Below are 14,691 nucleotides of genomic sequence, written 5' to 3'. Positions count from 1 at the left end.
GACTTGATACCGCTATAGGTTATATTATGACTATTTCATCATCGCGGTTTCGTAAGGCACCCGGGTAATGATCGATCTGCCCAAGGTAATTTCATCGGTGTATTCCAGTTCGCCTCCAAATGCAATTCCGCGTGCAATGGTAGTTACCGGAACATTGAATTCTTTTAGCCTTTTATAGAGATAGAACAAGGTGGTATCGCCTTCCATATTCGGACTTAAAGCTAAAATCACTTCCTTAATTCCCCCACAGTCATTCTGGTCACCAAGCCTTCAATAAACAGATCAGAAGGTCCCACGCCATCCATTGGGGAAATTAATCCACCCAAAACATGGTAAACCCCAAAGTATTGCCCGGTATTTTCAATCGCCATTACATCACGGGTATCTTCTACCACACAAATGGTTTCCTTATCGCGTTTTATCGAAGTACAGATTTCACACACCGTATAATCAGAAATATTATGACAGGTAGTACAATGTTTAATCTGCTGTTTTAACTTGATAAATGTATTGCCAAACTGGTTAACCTCCTCCTGTTCTTTATTTAAAAGATGTAAAACCAACCGCAAAGCCGTTTTTTGCCCTACACCAGGAAGTTTCGAGAATTCGTTTACCGCATCTTCGAGCAGTTTGGATGAAAAATTCATGGTGCAAAAATAGGTAAAATCGTTCATTGGTTCAATAGTTCATTAGTCATTGGTTCATTGGTAACTGCAAATTGCCAACTGGTTCATTGGTCAATAGTTTAATGGTTGTTAGTTCATAGCGATTGGTAACTGCAAATTGAAAACTGAAAACGGGTTCATCGGTCAATAGTTAGATAGTTCATGGCCAATGGCAACTGCACATTGCTAACTGAAAACTAGATACTGGTTCATCGGTCATAGTTCAAAGCTAATGGTAACTGCAAATTGAAAACTGAAAACTGGATATTGATCAATAGTTAAATGGTTGATGGTTCATAGCCAATAGTAACTACTAATTACAAACTGAAAACTGGACATTAGCTCATGGTCGATAGTTCATAGCCAACGATAACTGCAAATTGCCAATTGAAAACTGAACAACATTTATTGATTTTAGGTGTCTGATAATTGCATATTGGTTATTGGACGTTTTAACTTCGGACTCCGGACTTCCGACTTCAGCCTAACAAGAATATTGCTTGATTTGATAGTTTTCTTTACATTTATCAGCTTAATACGAAACTATGTCTCCAACCATTCTATTGTGTTTCCTGATCGGTTACTTTTTATTGCTGATCATTATTTCCTTTGTAACTTCAAAAAACTCATCCGATAATTCGACCTTCTTTGTTGCCAACCGGAACTCTAAATGGTATCTGGTTGCCTTTGGAATGATCGGAACCGCACTTTCGGGAGTTACCTTTATATCCGTACCTGGTGAAGTTGGTGCACCCGGCGGGAACCAGTTTCAGTATTTCCAGTTTGTGTTGGGCAATGCAGTTGGCTTTATTATTATTGCTACGGTTTTACTTCCGCTTTACTATCGGATGAACCTTACTTCGATTTATAGCTATATCGAAAAGAGATTAGGCCATTATAGTTATAAAACCGCAGCCTCGATCTTTTTATTGAGCCGTACATTGGGTTCAGCGACAAGATTATACCTGGTAGTCATTGTTTTACAGCGCTTTATCTTTGATAATTATGGAATTCCGTTCTGGTTAACGGTATTGATTTCACTGGCATTAATATGGTCGTACACTTTTAAAGGTGGATTAAAAACCATCATTATTACCGATACTTTACAAACTTTTTTCCTCGTTTTATCGGTTTTCTTAACCATTTATTTTATCTGCAACAGTTTAAATTTCAATATTCCACAAGCATTTGAAACCGTAAAAAACAGTAGTTATTCGAAAATATTCTTTTTAGATGATTTCCTGACGAATAAATTCTATTTCAGTAAACAGTTTATCGGTGGTATTTTTGTAACCATCGCCATGACGGGCTTAGACCAGGATTTAATGCAGAAAAACCTGAGCATGGGCACCATCAAGGAAGCACAAAAAAATATGTTCACGTTTACGGGCGTATTCGTGATCCTGAATGTTTTCTTTTTGAGTGTTGGTGCATTGTTATACATTTTCGCTACAAAAAACGGCATCGATATTCCTTTGGACCACATTACCGGAAAACCGAGAACAGATTTATTATTTCCGGAAATTGCGTTAAACAACCTGGGTGCTGTACCGGCCATTATCTTTATGCTGGGTTTAACTGCAGCAACCTTTGCCACCACCGACTCGGCACTTACAGCCTTAACTACCTCGTTCTGCGTCGACTTTTTAGGCATGGCGAAAGCAGAAAATGTAAATGCAAAAGACGCGGTTAAAAAACGCCATACCGTACATGTTGCGTTTTCTATTTTGATGTTTCTGGTGATTATCGTAATTAACGCCTTGAATAATTCATCTGTAGTGAGTTTAATTTTCACCATTGCCTCTTATACTTACGGACCGCTTTTAGGGCTGTATAGTTTTGGATTATTTGTAAAAAAACGCGGACTTCATGATAAATTAGTGCCGATAGTTTGCTTATTATCACCTTTTTTATGTTACTTGCTTGCAACGAATTCGACCAATTTATTGGGCGGTTACGTTTTTAGTGTTGAACTGATTTTAATTAACGGTTTAATCACATTTACAGGCTTGTTGTTCATCAGCAAAAAAACTGATGCGCAAACCAAATTTTAATATTAGAATAACAGTATATGACGAGTGAAGAAAAAATTAGAAGTGCTTTCGAAAACAAAGACTGGCAGGAAATCAAAGTAACCGATTCCTGGCAAATTTTTAAAATCATGGCCGAATTTGTAGACGGCTTTGAAAAACTGGCTAAAATTGGCCCGTGTGTTACCATTTACGGATCTGCCCGTACGGCCCAAACACATAGATATTACCAGCTGGCAGAGCAATGCGGCAAATTATTAACTGATCGCGGTTACGGTGTAATTACAGGTGGTGGCCCGGGCATTATGGAAGCCGGTAATAAAGGCGCCCATACTAATGGAGGTAAATCTGTTGGGTTAAATATTGAATTACCTTTTGAGCAGTTCCACAATAAATACATTGATCATAATAAATTATTGGAATTTGATTATTTCTTTGTGCGCAAAGTGATGTTCATGAAATATAGTCAGGGTTTTGTGGTTTTACCAGGTGGTTTTGGTACCATGGATGAACTTTTTGAAGCTTTAACCTTAATTCAGACGGGCAAAATCGCCCGTTTTCCAATCGTATTGGTGGGCGTTGATTATTGGGGTGGACTAATTGACTGGATTAAAGGAACCATGTTGCAGAAGGAACACAATATCCACGAAGAAGATTTAAACCTTTTCAGGTTGGTAGATACCGCAGAAGAAGCTGCAGAACATATTTTCCGTTTCTACGATAAGTATGTACTTAAACCAAATTTCTAAATGGTTCAATAGTTCATTTGCCATTGGTTCATTAGTATGGTTAACTCGTTAATTCTTTAAATCGTTAACTGAAAATTGCAAACTGATAATTGGAAACTGAAAAAGTGCTTACAAATAATAAGCACTTTTTTTATGTCTTCATTTATTGTAACAACTGAAGAAAACTGCCATCTAAAATAAAACGTAATTAAAATGTCGAAATTTATTAATTGGAAAAGTAATTGGCTTAACGGAAACTTCCAGCTTTTTGCAGATGGTGTTCAAAAAGGTATGATTTCTTTTAGCAGCTGGAGAAGCGATGCAGAAAGCATGTTTGAAGATAAAAACTATCACTTCGCTAATGAAGGTTTTTGGCAATCGAGAACCAAAGTAATTGATAGAAAAACGAATGAGGTGGTTGCAATCATCAATTACGATAGCTGGAAATCTAAGGCTGTGATTAGTTTAAACACTGGCGAACAGTACGAATGGAAATCAACCGGTGTATGGAAATCGCAGTTCACGGTAAGTAATTATAAGGATGCCCATATTATGTACAGCTCAAATAGCAATACGGGAACGATATCTTCTGATACACACAATGAATTATTGATTATTACAGGCTTATTTATCAAACACATTTACAACAAACGTGTTGTTGTACTTATTGCTTGCCTTATGCCCATTATAACGATATCAATTAATCGTCATTAGAAATAACTTAAACCCTTTTGTGAGATGGAACAGGTTCTGAGTTGGAGAAAAGGTTTATTTGATAGTAATTATCAGGTAATAAACAATGGCTATCTAAAATTTTCCATCAATTTTGGTTCGTGGAAAAATACGGCAATAGCCACTACCCAGGCAGGCATTTACCTGTTAAAAAGTGAAGGGTTTTCTAAACCTGAAACTAAAATTATTGACAACAAGAATACGGTTTTGGCCGTAATTACTTATGATTGGCTGGGTTTTAAAGCAAAAATTGTATTTGCCTCTGGCGAAACTTTCGATTGGAGTTATCAAAACAGCTGGTTAAGCCGCTGGTCGTTGAACAACCATAAAGATAAACAAATCCTTTTTAACGCTTCAGCAGGAAGTGGATTGATCCATACCAATGTTGATGATGATACACTGGTATTATGTGGTCTTTTTATAAGGGAATACTATTCGAGACTGATTTTCGGTCTGATTATTTTTATATTCTGCATGCTCACTTTTAAAAGTATTTTTTAACGATAAAAAGATCCGTCATCTCGACTGAAGCAAAGCGGAATGGAAAGATCTATGTCCCAAAGCACTCTCCAATCTAGTCTTAGCGTCTTGCTAAGAAAATAAAAAGTATTAATCTCAACTTTATAGAATTATTCAGTCTCGTAGCGAGACACTAAGACTAAAGTCGTTTCTTTTTGAAGCGCTAATACCCGTAATCAATAGGGCGGTTCCGGTCCTGCTGTACATTCCAATCCTTTTGGGAATTATTCCATACCAACAATTACCGGTACCCAAAAGGGATTTCCATTTCCATCAGGGCTATTGTGCGCGGGCAGTCATCAGATATAACGACGAAACGATCTGGTTTTAGTATCTTACTAGGGCAATAGAAATATTAATATCGCCTTTAAAGAACTATTTCATCACGTAGCGAGAGGCTACGACTAGATTAGAGCTCTACCAAATCACAGCGGCTTTTGGTACAGCGGTTATTATGGTAAATCGTAATCATTTAAAAAGTATTTAAAGTCCGCTTACACCACCACTTACGACCAGTTTCATGGCATCAGCAGCAGTCATATTTAAATCGGCAACCTTATCTCTTTTTACAATACAAAGCTGGCCCGCAAAAGAATAAGAAAGTGGAAAATATACGGCCACTTCATCAGGAAGATCAAGTTTATGCAGGTCGTTCTGTGTTAGAAATCCGATTTTTTTAAACCTCCCTCCACTTCTACCAGTACCGGGTGATTAAATTTTTTCTCATCGCCTACAAAAGCTTCAGTTAAATCTTTTATAGATGAATAAATAAAATTAAGCAAGGGCAACCTTTGCATCATCCGCTGGAACCAATTGTACATGGGCTCAGTTACCAAATTGGTTACGAAAATACCCGCAAGTAAAATGATGGTCAAAACGGTCAGCAAACCTAAACCGGGAATATTGCGACTTTCGCCTGTACGCGGATTTACGCCTAAAATATTATTTACATTTAACCAGCTATCAACCGTTGTAACCGCCCAAACCACAATAAAAATACTCACGGCAATGGGTACAACAATTAATAAACCTTTAATTAAATAGTTTAAAATGGCTTTCCCGACTTTGTTCATGGCGCAAAATTAGCATTTTTTTAGTTATAAGTGTTCATTGGTTCATTCGTCATTAGTTCATTTGTGTAGGATGTAAACCTTTGCAATCGGTTATAATAAAGTAGTTCAATCGTACATTCGTAATTAGTTCATTTGTATAGGGTGCATATTTTAGCAATTGCTGGTTACTGTTGGCTATGAACTATCAACTATTGACCAATGAATCAGTAAACCAATAAGCAATTTGCCTTACTAATGACGAATGAACCATTGAACTAAATGAACTATTCGTAGAAATAAACCCTTTTAACCCTCTGCGAGATGTTGGTTAGGATTTCATACGGAATGGTATTAATATCTTTTGCCAATTGCATAATGGTGTGTTCTTTGTTGAAAACAATGGCTTCATCACCAGGTTTTACGTCGATACTTGTAACATCCAACATCGTCATGTCCATGCATATTGAGCCTATTACCGGCACTAAATGGCCATTAACCAGCATTTTCCCTACACCGTTGCCAAAATACCTGGTATAACCATCTGCATAACCAATTTTTACTGTTGCTATTTTTCCGCCATTTGGCATTACTCCTTTTCTGTTGTACCCCACAGTTTCGCCTGGCGCTAATGTCTTCACTTGAGTAACCGTAGTTTTAAGTACCATTACGGTCTGTAAACCCCGGTTATTGGCCAAAGCAGAATCAAAACCATACAAACCTATGCCCAAACGGACCATATCCATTTGCGCATCGGGCCAACGTGAGATACCAGAAGTATTGGAAATATGCAATAATGGATTATAACCTAAAGCGTTAACTAACTGATTGGCAATAATTTTAAATTTATCGATCTGCTGCCGGGTAAATCCATCATGCTCTGCAGCATCGCTAGCTACTAAATGAGAAAAAATACTCTGCACTTTTACCTTTGCCGAATCTTTTAACAGACCCGATAAGGCATCCATTTCAGCTTGATCGAAACCTAAACGGTGCATGCCACTGTCTATTTTAATGTGGATCGGGTAATCGAAATCATAATCCGATAGTGCGTTTAAAAAGCTGTTCAGGATTTCTATACTATAAATTTCGGGTTCGAGTTTATGTTTAACGATGGCTTCGAAAGCAGATTCTTCGGGACTCATCACCATAATAGGTAGCGTAATTCCGGCTTTCCGTAAAGCAATGCCTTCATCGGCATAAGCTACCGCCAGATAATCTACCTTATGGAACTGCAATAAATTGGCGATTTCGAAACTTCCGCTTCCATACGAAAAGGCTTTAACCATGGCCATAATTTTAACACCGGGCTTGATTTTAGAACGGTAAAACTGCAGGTTGCCAACCATCGCATTCAGGTCGATTTCCAAAACCGTATCGTGTATTTTTTGGGTAAGCAATTTACTGATGCGCCCAAATTCAAAGCGCCTGGCGCCTTTTACCAATATAGTTTCGTGGCTAAATTGTAAACCTGGAAAGGCCTCTACAAAAGCATTGGTATTCTCAAAAAACTGGGTTTCGAACTTAAAAAGATCGGCATAACGCGAAATGTGCGTTCCAATACCAATTAACCTGTTGACTTTCTTTTGAGCAAGCAATTCAGCAATTTCGGTATATAAATCAAGATCGTCTCTCCCGGTTTCGAATAATTCGGAAAGGATAACGGTTTTCTTCGGGTGTTGGTTCTGTTGATTTAAAAAATCCAGCGCTATAGCCAAGGAAGAAATATCAGCACTGTACGAATCATCAATAATGGAGCACTGATTGATGCCGTTTTTCAGTTCCAGGCGCATGCTTACATGGCTCAGTTTCTCCAAACGCAGATCGGCCTGCTCTGGCGTATAAGCTAAAGCCAGTAAAGTTGCCCAGCAGATCATGCCATTTTCTATCGAGGCTTTATCTTTAAAAGGCAACATGCATTCTATTTCGGCATTCCGATAAATAGCTCTCAGGTAGCAATTCCCTTCAATGGGTTCAACGGTAGTAATCTGCAAGTCTGCAACCTGCTTGCTGCTCCAGCTAAACTTTTTCTTCCCGGGTAAATCTTTTGGACTTACCTCAGTTACATATTCGGGAGCATAGATGAATAAATCTGAATCTTTAAAAAGTTTCAGCTTCTCTGTGAGTTTTTCTTTTTTAGAGCTAAATCCTTCCGCATGTGCTTCGCCAATATTGGTTAAAATCCCAATTTTTGGCTGAATAATCTCCGCCAGGCGCTGCATTTCATTTATTGCAGAAATCCCGGCTTCGAAAATCCCTAAGGTATGATCGGCTTCAATCTGCCAAACGGAAAGCGGTACGCCAATTTGCGAGTTATAACTTTTAGGACTTTTAACGATATTGAAATCGGCGGCCAAAAGCTGATACAACCACTCTTTTACAATGGTTTTCCCATTACTTCCTGTAATGCCTATGGTTTTAAACTGAAACTGGTTTCTGTGGTAAATACTGAGTTGTTGTAACGCGGCCAAAGCGTCGTCAACCAGTAAAAAATTACAATCCGGGTATTGAGTAACATATTTAGCTTCGGTAATCACGAAATTACGGATATCCTTGCTGTAAGCATCTTTTATAAATTCGTGTCCATCCCGGTGCGAAGACAAAGCAAAAAATATAGAGTTTTCTGGCACCAAAACCGAACGGCTATCAATTACCAGGTATTGAATAACAACCTCTCCATCAACTAATTTGGTATCAGCATTTAAAATTTCGGCTATTTTGGCAACAGTATATATTGGGTTTTGCATGCTATTATATTCAGAAAAATACGGTAATCGCTTTTATTTTTACGAATTTCAGTAATTAATTATGAAAAGCGGTAAACAAGAGGCAGTATTATTAGATAAAAAACAAGCTTTGGCGAAAGCCGAAAATTTTTGCGCTTACCAGGAACGCTCGCAAAAAGAGGTACGGTACAAATTGGTAGAATGGGGCATGCGCGGGGATGAACTGGAAGAAATTATTAGTGACCTGATCATTAACAATTTTTTGAATGAAGAAAGGTTTGCCAAAAGTTATGCGTCGGGCAAATTCAACATTAAACATTGGGGCCGGGTTAAAATTAAACAGGGTTTAAAATTGAAAGGTGTGCCTGATAAAATTTTACAAAAAGCAATTTACAGTATAGACGGCGATGATTATTTGCAGACGATAGAAAAATTAGCGGTTAAAAAAGCGGAAAGTCTGGGTGAAAATGATCCGTTCAAAAGAAAAAATAAGCTGATGAGCTACCTTCAGGCAAAAGGTTTTGAAACTGATTTAATTTTACTGGTACTGAAAGCCAGCAATTTAAATTAAATATTAAATTTTTAACAAGAAATCTCTTGACAGAAATATAAATCTGCCTATATTTGCATCACCAAAACGAAACAACAACATCAGTTTTGTAAATGCGAAAGTAGCTCAGTTGGTAGAGCACGACCTTGCCAAGGTCGGGGTCGCGAGTTCGAATCTCGTCTTTCGCTCCAAAATGCCTTCCTACCAGAAGGCATTTATTTTAAAGTTAACCAAGCCGATGGAGATCGGTAGCGGCTAATGCTCGGGTGGTGGAACTGGTAGACACGCAGGACTTAAAATCCTGTGCTTTCAAAGGCGTGCGGGTTCGATTCCCGCCCCGAGTACACAACGAAAAGTCCGGTCAAAATGACCGGACTTTTTTATTTACTCCTTTCAATTCTTTGGTTCTTCGGGATCAAGTGGAAAAAGATTAAGCCTTGATCCCCCGAAAACTATCCCCAAAAAGATATGTCTACAAGGTAGCAATCAAGCCTGGAATAATACTCATATCCAAGCATCGCCACTCTGATGTTTTCAAAAAAACGTTTTTTTTCGAAACACTTCCAAAAGGCTTGGTTCTAAAAACCGCAATAAACAGCTTTAATTATATTCACTGGCTAAAAATTCACCTTTAAAATTAGTTAGTGATCACATCGATAATACCTCAGCTATTCCATTTAAGAATAAATTTATTAAATTGCATTTATCTACTTAAATCTATTTTAATGAAAAACTCTATCTCCTGCATCATTATTGATGATGATCCTACCGCAATTAATATTTTGCAAGACCACATTGCGGAAATCCCAAGGTTAAAAGTCCACCGGATCTTTACTAAACCGATAGAGGCCCTAAGCGAAATCAGTACAGAAAGCAATAAACAGCTCATCTTTTTGGATATTGATATGCCAGCAATGTCTGGCCTACGACTTGCTGATAACCTCAAGCATAAAGCACACAACATTATTTTTACTACATCCTATCCAGAATTTGCACTGGATGCTTTTAAGGTTAGGGCAAAACATTACCTGTTAAAACCTTTCAACATGGGAGATTTTGCAGAAGTAGTTAATGAGGTACTTTCAGAATGTTATGATACACAACGCCTTGTACAAGAAAATGAAGAAGCATTTTTCTTACGCACAAATGGCGAACGAGGCAAACTTACCAAAGTACTCAAAAAAGATATCATCTACCTTCAGGGTTCTAATAACCATATACATATTTACACGCCAACAAATGATTATTCAGTATATATGACCATGAAGGAGATGGAGGAAAAGCTCCAGGAAAATGAGCACTTCTACCGTGTTCACAAGTCATACATGATTAACACCACCTTTGTAAAGGAAATTAACGGGCACAAAATCGACCTTGGAAAGTACGAAGTACTCATGACTCCACAATACAAGGAGGCATTTATGGACTATATTGAAAACCAAACCCTTGTCTCAAAACGTTTAAGGGATTAACATTTGCAAATCTGAATGAGTTGTAAGTGTTGTGATCACTGTCATTGTACTGGTAGTTGGATCACTCTTTTGAAAGCGCATATTAGCTGCTTTTTGTGAACGGAAAACAAACGCAGTTTTCCGGGTCGATTTTAAGTCTGTAATTCTTTTCATAAGCGAAAATTAGCCCCATAAAAACCTATAAAAGAGCACATTACGCAAAGCAATTGTTGACTGTTGTGAAACCCAATTTTAACCTAAAAAAATGAAAAACTGGCTAAAAAATTATCGCTGGCATATTATTGCATGGGCTATATTCATTCTTTATGAATATATACTGATCTCGTTAATCCTTAAAATAAATGCCACTTTATTAAGCTATTGCATTCACTACATTATTAATATAACACTCTTCTATATCCATGCCGAATTGGTATTAGGAAAAAGTTTGAAATCAAACAAACCTATTTATTTAAGGATAATTATATTAACAATAGTTGAGGTATGTTTGTATACTATTATCGCGTACCTCACTGATCGCTCCCTTTCAAAAGCAACAATAGTTCCTATTGATAAGCTCACGGTTACAGACTGGAAGTTTATGTCTTCAACACTATGGCGGGGAATCTACTTCATGTTATTCTCAACAGCTTACTATTTTATTAAAAGTTATATCCACCAGAAACATCGGGCAACTAAACTGGAAAAAGAAGCAATTGAAGAAATGTTGAAGCAAAAGCAAACAACGCTTGAACTGGCTAATGCTAAAAATGCCTACCTCAAGGCGCAAATTAATCCACATTTTTTGTTCAATACCTTAACCTATATATATAACAGTACGCATAAGAGTGAACCCCGGGCTGCAGAAACCGTACGGTACCTTTCAAAACTGATGCGTTATGCATTAGAATGCGAACATGGCCCGGAAATTATGCCACTGGAAGCAGAGATCCGTCAAGTCGAAAACCTTCTTCTGCTTAGCAGAATAAAGCAGCCTGACTTATTTATAGATTTTAATTATGATCAGAAAAGTGAATCCACTGAAGTGATTCCATTACTATTACTTAGCCTAACCGAAAATATGGTTAAACATGGAAACCTCAGCCAACCGGAAGATCCTGGAAAGATTATGGTAAAGTTGCAGGGAGGAAAGTTTAGTATTCAAACAAGTAACCTGATTAACACAGGCCTCAACGATACAGGTTTCCATACGGGCCTTGAAAACATCCGGCAAAGGCTGCTCCATACTTATGCAGACCAGGCAGAGATTTCTTCCGGTCAGAAAGGAAAGTATTTCCAGGTACTAATTACAATCAACCTGGCAGATACGCAACAATTTCATATTTAATGCATCAGATTACAGAAGATTGCATAATTTTTCTTTTTGGTACAATAAGTATATGAAACAAGAATTAGCATTTATTAACCGAAATTCTCCTTTAATACGCTCCACTTTTTTGTGGCTTAAAGGTTATTTACTTCAAAACCACGATAACTAAGCATCTCAGCATTATGCGAAACTATTAAGCGAAGTTTTAATTTTTCTATAATTTCTCTGGCTTGAGCAATATTTCTATGTATATCGTTTATTCCCCTGATTTCAATTCCACCCGGCATTAGTTTAAATTTGCTGGGCTCAAACTTATCGATAAACTGCTGTAAATCTGGACTTACCTTTACCTGATTGTTTTGCATAATTAATTTTAGTTCTATGGCCGCAAAGCAACACAAAGTACTTTAACTTATCAGTGCTTTCATATTAACTTATTAAGAAATGTTAACTGAGTAAGTTCTTCAAAAGTCCTTGACTCCCATGTGCGTATAATCAATCTTAATTCCATCCACATCATGATGTAACAAATTCTCAACCAATCAGCATGACATAAACATGACGTTCGCTTAACTTTCAGATGATATACAGCTAATAGTTTTGCATGAAAGAACTGATATGCGTACGATAAAAAGACTGACCAAGCTCCATTATTATTTCTTTACTGCGATATCAATACTGCTGCTGGCACTCATTTTTAATTTTAGCTTTTCTAAAACAGATGGATTCCTCATTTTTAATCGGTTTCATCCAGCGTGGCTGGATATTTCTTTTAGGTATATCACTAATCTCGGAGATGGTTTAATCAGTATTCTGGCCGCAATCATCCTGCTTGCAATTAGAAAAAAGAAAAAAGCAATGACCATGGCTCTTGCCTATATTTATTCGGGTTTGCTTATTCAAACCGCTAAAAGAATATTCCACATGCCACGGCCTAAATATTATTTTGAGCAAACTTTATTTCAATACAATCACTTTGTTGAAGGGGTAAGCATGCATAATCATAATTCTTTTCCCTCAGGACATACCGCATCTGCTTTTGCCTTATCCACAGTATTGGTTTTGGTTTTCAAAAAAAATAAAATCTCCTTTTACTGTTTATTTTTTGCTTTTTTAATCGGCTATTCACGCATATACCTGGCTCAGCATTTTCTGATTGATGTAATTTTTGGAGCTATAGCCGGTATAATTTGTGCAATTTTAAGCTATCATCAGGTATATGACCTTAAACTTTTCAGATCAGCTAAGCTAAACAGAAGATATAAACAGCTTAAAATTTCCAATCAGGCTAAGCCCATTTAAGTGAAAGAAATTCCGGTTAAACTTTGGCTTTTTATAATGGCGATGACTGTGATCAAACTGGTCATAGCCTCAACAATAGCGCTCGGAAACGACGAGGTATATTACTGGACATACGCTTTAAATCTGCAATGGAATTATTTTGATCATCCCCCATTTGTAGCATGGTTGATCAGAGCTACAACAGCAAATTTATATATTCACAACGAATCGGCTGCTCGTCTTGGCGCCATAATATCATCTACAATAGGTACCGTAATAGTATATAAAACAGGTAAATTACTCCTTAATGACCGCGTGGGTTGGTTTGCCGTTTTACTTTATTCTTCATCCTTTTATTGCAGTATTATTGCCGGAACATTTATTTTGCCAGATAGCCCTCAAATGGTTTTCTGGCTTTGGAGCATCTTTTTGTTGTTGAAGATTAACAAATCCATCCACCAAGGTTTACCAACGTTAAATCTCTGGTGCTGGTTCGGTGTGGCTGCGGGGCTTTGTATGATGTGTAAAATACATGGCATCTACTTATGGGTGGGCGTTATCATGTTCGCTCTGTTTAACAGTAGAAAATTAATGGTGCAGAAGGGTATGTATGTTTCTATGTTAATTAGTTTGATTATCGTATCTCCTTTTATCATCTGGAATATACAGCATCATTTCATTACCTACACCTATCACAGTAATCGGGTTAGCCTGTTCCACGCAGGCATAAATCCATTAGCCTTCTCCAGAGAAATCGGCGGACAAATATTCTACAACAATCCAATTGTTTTTTTTCTGGCCTGGATGGCTATTTTTAGTTTCATTAAAACCAAACATCATCTTCTTAAAAGCGAAATACAACTATTATTATATTGTGCGCTTCCTCTTATTGTGACACTGATTTTTCTTTCAATTTTTAGAGATACATTACCGCATTGGTCTGGCCCGGCGTATAGCTGTTTAATATTTCTTGCTGCATTGAAACTGGAATCTATTCGCCTATCAAAAGTAAAAGCCATTATTAGTGCAAGTATGCTGTTTTTCTTGTTCGTGGTAAGTGCAGGTCTCATCACAATTAACTTTTACAAGGGCACATTTTCGACGCAAAAAAGCTCAATGAATTTGGGTGCGGGCGACCCCACCTTAGATTTATACGGCTGGAAAGAAACAGGTAGAATAATTGATTCTATTTACCGTTTAGATAAATCATCAATAAAGAATAAAACAGTCCATACGATTGTGATTACAAAATGGTTCCCGGCAGCTCATTTAGATTTTTATGTTTGCGTTAAAACTGGTTTGCATACCTACGGCATAGGAGAAATATTCGATCTTCACCAGTATTATTGGTCGAATCAAACCAAACAGAAATTAACTACTGGCGACAATGCATATTATATTGTACCTTCTAATCTTTACGATGAAAGCAGTATAAACTTTATCAAATCCCAATTTAGAAATTGTACACCACCTATAATTGCACCCATTTTTAGGAATGGTGTTATTTGTAAAAACATCCTTTTATTTAAGCTAAATGGCTATAAAGAATAGTGCAATTACAATTATAACTGATTAATTCCCTGGTGTAGAATATTGTGTATTTAATTGCACCTAAGCTAAAAAAGCAATA

At 37.2% G+C, this 14,691-nt stretch carries 13 protein-coding genes, 2 tRNA genes and 1 pseudogene; 11 read left to right on the top strand and 5 right to left on the bottom strand.

From position 1 onward, the window contains the following. Window positions 1-30: 30 nt before the first annotated feature. Window positions 31-647: pseudogene (recR, locus tag ACQ86H_RS10985) on the bottom strand (recombination mediator RecR). A 563-nt stretch (window positions 648-1,210) separates the two neighbouring features. Here recR and ACQ86H_RS10980 point away from each other — a divergent pair. The 4 genes from ACQ86H_RS10980 (at window position 1,211) to ACQ86H_RS10965 (ending at window position 4,656) form a co-directional block, all read left to right on the top strand. Further along, window positions 1,211-2,719 carry a sodium:solute symporter gene (locus tag ACQ86H_RS10980; RefSeq protein ID WP_431294858.1) on the top strand — a complete coding sequence of 503 codons (1,509 nt, stop codon included), beginning with the start codon at window positions 1,211-1,213 and terminating at the stop codon, window positions 2,717-2,719. A 17-nt stretch (window positions 2,720-2,736) separates the two neighbouring features. Next, window positions 2,737-3,444 (top strand): TIGR00730 family Rossman fold protein, encoded by a 708-nt coding sequence (locus tag ACQ86H_RS10975; RefSeq protein ID WP_029278019.1) that lies wholly within the window; start codon window positions 2,737-2,739, stop codon window positions 3,442-3,444. A gap of 192 nt (window positions 3,445-3,636) precedes the next feature. Next, window positions 3,637-4,137: a hypothetical protein gene (locus ACQ86H_RS10970; RefSeq protein WP_138821884.1), complete on the top strand. Its 501-nt coding sequence runs from the start codon at window positions 3,637-3,639 to the stop codon at window positions 4,135-4,137. A 24-nt stretch (window positions 4,138-4,161) separates the two neighbouring features. Further along, a complete protein-coding gene (locus tag ACQ86H_RS10965) occupies window positions 4,162-4,656 on the top strand; it encodes a hypothetical protein (RefSeq protein WP_138821885.1) in 495 nt (164 codons plus the stop codon). A gap of 501 nt (window positions 4,657-5,157) precedes the next feature. Here ACQ86H_RS10965 and ACQ86H_RS10960 read toward each other — a convergent pair. The 3 genes from ACQ86H_RS10960 to ACQ86H_RS10950 form a co-directional block, all read right to left on the bottom strand. Continuing rightward, window positions 5,158-5,295: a hypothetical protein gene (locus ACQ86H_RS10960; protein ID WP_431294857.1), complete on the bottom strand. Its 138-nt coding sequence runs from the start codon at window positions 5,293-5,295 to the stop codon at window positions 5,158-5,160. A 38-nt stretch (window positions 5,296-5,333) separates the two neighbouring features. Beyond that, complete coding sequence (locus ACQ86H_RS10955) at window positions 5,334-5,747, bottom strand: DUF502 domain-containing protein (protein WP_431294856.1); 414 nt, start codon at window positions 5,745-5,747, stop codon at window positions 5,334-5,336. A 263-nt stretch (window positions 5,748-6,010) separates the two neighbouring features. After that, entirely contained in the window at window positions 6,011-8,470 is a 2,460-nt protein-coding gene (locus ACQ86H_RS10950; protein WP_431294855.1) for a bifunctional UDP-N-acetylmuramoyl-tripeptide:D-alanyl-D-alanine ligase/alanine racemase, read from the bottom strand. A gap of 61 nt (window positions 8,471-8,531) precedes the next feature. On the opposite strand from ACQ86H_RS10950, the gene ACQ86H_RS10945 reads away from it, so the two are divergent. The 5 genes from ACQ86H_RS10945 (at window position 8,532) to ACQ86H_RS10925 (ending at window position 11,798) form a co-directional block, all read left to right on the top strand. Next, complete coding sequence (locus ACQ86H_RS10945; RefSeq protein WP_138821887.1) at window positions 8,532-9,020, top strand: regulatory protein RecX; 489 nt, start codon at window positions 8,532-8,534, stop codon at window positions 9,018-9,020. A 94-nt stretch (window positions 9,021-9,114) separates the two neighbouring features. Then, window positions 9,115-9,190: transfer RNA gene (locus ACQ86H_RS10940), tRNA-Gly, on the top strand. Window positions 9,191-9,259: 69 nt separating this feature from the next. Beyond that, window positions 9,260-9,343: transfer RNA gene (locus tag ACQ86H_RS10935), tRNA-Leu, on the top strand. Between the two features lie 381 nt (window positions 9,344-9,724). Continuing rightward, window positions 9,725-10,471 carry a LytR/AlgR family response regulator transcription factor gene (locus ACQ86H_RS10930; protein ID WP_138821888.1) on the top strand — a complete coding sequence of 249 codons (747 nt, stop codon included), beginning with the start codon at window positions 9,725-9,727 and terminating at the stop codon, window positions 10,469-10,471. 244 nt (window positions 10,472-10,715) lie between these two features. Further along, on the top strand, window positions 10,716-11,798 hold the full coding sequence (locus tag ACQ86H_RS10925; protein WP_138821889.1) for a sensor histidine kinase: 1,083 nt from the start codon (window positions 10,716-10,718) through the stop codon (window positions 11,796-11,798). 116 nt (window positions 11,799-11,914) lie between these two features. On the opposite strand, the gene ACQ86H_RS10920 is transcribed toward ACQ86H_RS10925, so the two are convergent. Further along, complete coding sequence (locus ACQ86H_RS10920) at window positions 11,915-12,145, bottom strand: hypothetical protein (protein WP_431294854.1); 231 nt, start codon at window positions 12,143-12,145, stop codon at window positions 11,915-11,917. A 253-nt stretch (window positions 12,146-12,398) separates the two neighbouring features. On the opposite strand from ACQ86H_RS10920, the gene ACQ86H_RS10915 reads away from it, so the two are divergent. Both ACQ86H_RS10915 and ACQ86H_RS10910 read left to right on the top strand, forming a co-directional pair. Next, complete coding sequence (locus ACQ86H_RS10915) at window positions 12,399-13,082, top strand: phosphatase PAP2 family protein (protein WP_431294853.1); 684 nt, start codon at window positions 12,399-12,401, stop codon at window positions 13,080-13,082. Further along, entirely contained in the window at window positions 13,083-14,612 is a 1,530-nt protein-coding gene (locus ACQ86H_RS10910; protein ID WP_431294852.1) for an ArnT family glycosyltransferase, read from the top strand. Window positions 14,613-14,691: the final 79 nt, after the last annotated feature.

The organism is Pedobacter sp. P26, assembly GCF_050632135.1.
Lineage (GTDB): Bacteria > Bacteroidota > Bacteroidia > Sphingobacteriales > Sphingobacteriaceae > Pedobacter.
The sequence above is the reverse complement of the archived record's forward strand: the minus strand, read 5'-3'. Positions and strand labels throughout refer to the sequence as shown.

What these genes read in the sequence shown, in the direction of transcription:
- ACQ86H_RS10980 (WP_431294858.1), top strand. Translation starts at nt 1,211, where the DNA reads ATGTCTCCAACCATTCTATTGTGTTTCCTGATCGGTTACTTTTTATTG.
- ACQ86H_RS10975 (WP_029278019.1), top strand. Translation starts at nt 2,737, where the DNA reads ATGACGAGTGAAGAAAAAATTAGAAGTGCTTTCGAAAACAAAGACTGG.
- ACQ86H_RS10970 (WP_138821884.1), top strand. Translation starts at nt 3,637, where the DNA reads ATGTCGAAATTTATTAATTGGAAAAGTAATTGGCTTAACGGAAACTTC.
- ACQ86H_RS10965 (WP_138821885.1), top strand. Translation starts at nt 4,162, where the DNA reads ATGGAACAGGTTCTGAGTTGGAGAAAAGGTTTATTTGATAGTAATTAT.
- ACQ86H_RS10955 (WP_431294856.1), bottom strand. Translation starts at nt 5,747, where the DNA reads ATGAACAAAGTCGGGAAAGCCATTTTAAACTATTTAATTAAAGGTTTA.
- ACQ86H_RS10950 (WP_431294855.1), bottom strand. Translation starts at nt 8,470, where the DNA reads ATGCAAAACCCAATATATACTGTTGCCAAAATAGCCGAAATTTTAAAT.
- ACQ86H_RS10945 (WP_138821887.1), top strand. Translation starts at nt 8,532, where the DNA reads ATGAAAAGCGGTAAACAAGAGGCAGTATTATTAGATAAAAAACAAGCT.
- ACQ86H_RS10930 (WP_138821888.1), top strand. Translation starts at nt 9,725, where the DNA reads ATGAAAAACTCTATCTCCTGCATCATTATTGATGATGATCCTACCGCA.
- ACQ86H_RS10925 (WP_138821889.1), top strand. Translation starts at nt 10,716, where the DNA reads ATGAAAAACTGGCTAAAAAATTATCGCTGGCATATTATTGCATGGGCT.
- ACQ86H_RS10920 (WP_431294854.1), bottom strand. Translation starts at nt 12,145, where the DNA reads ATGCAAAACAATCAGGTAAAGGTAAGTCCAGATTTACAGCAGTTTATC.
- ACQ86H_RS10915 (WP_431294853.1), top strand. Translation starts at nt 12,399, where the DNA reads ATGCGTACGATAAAAAGACTGACCAAGCTCCATTATTATTTCTTTACT.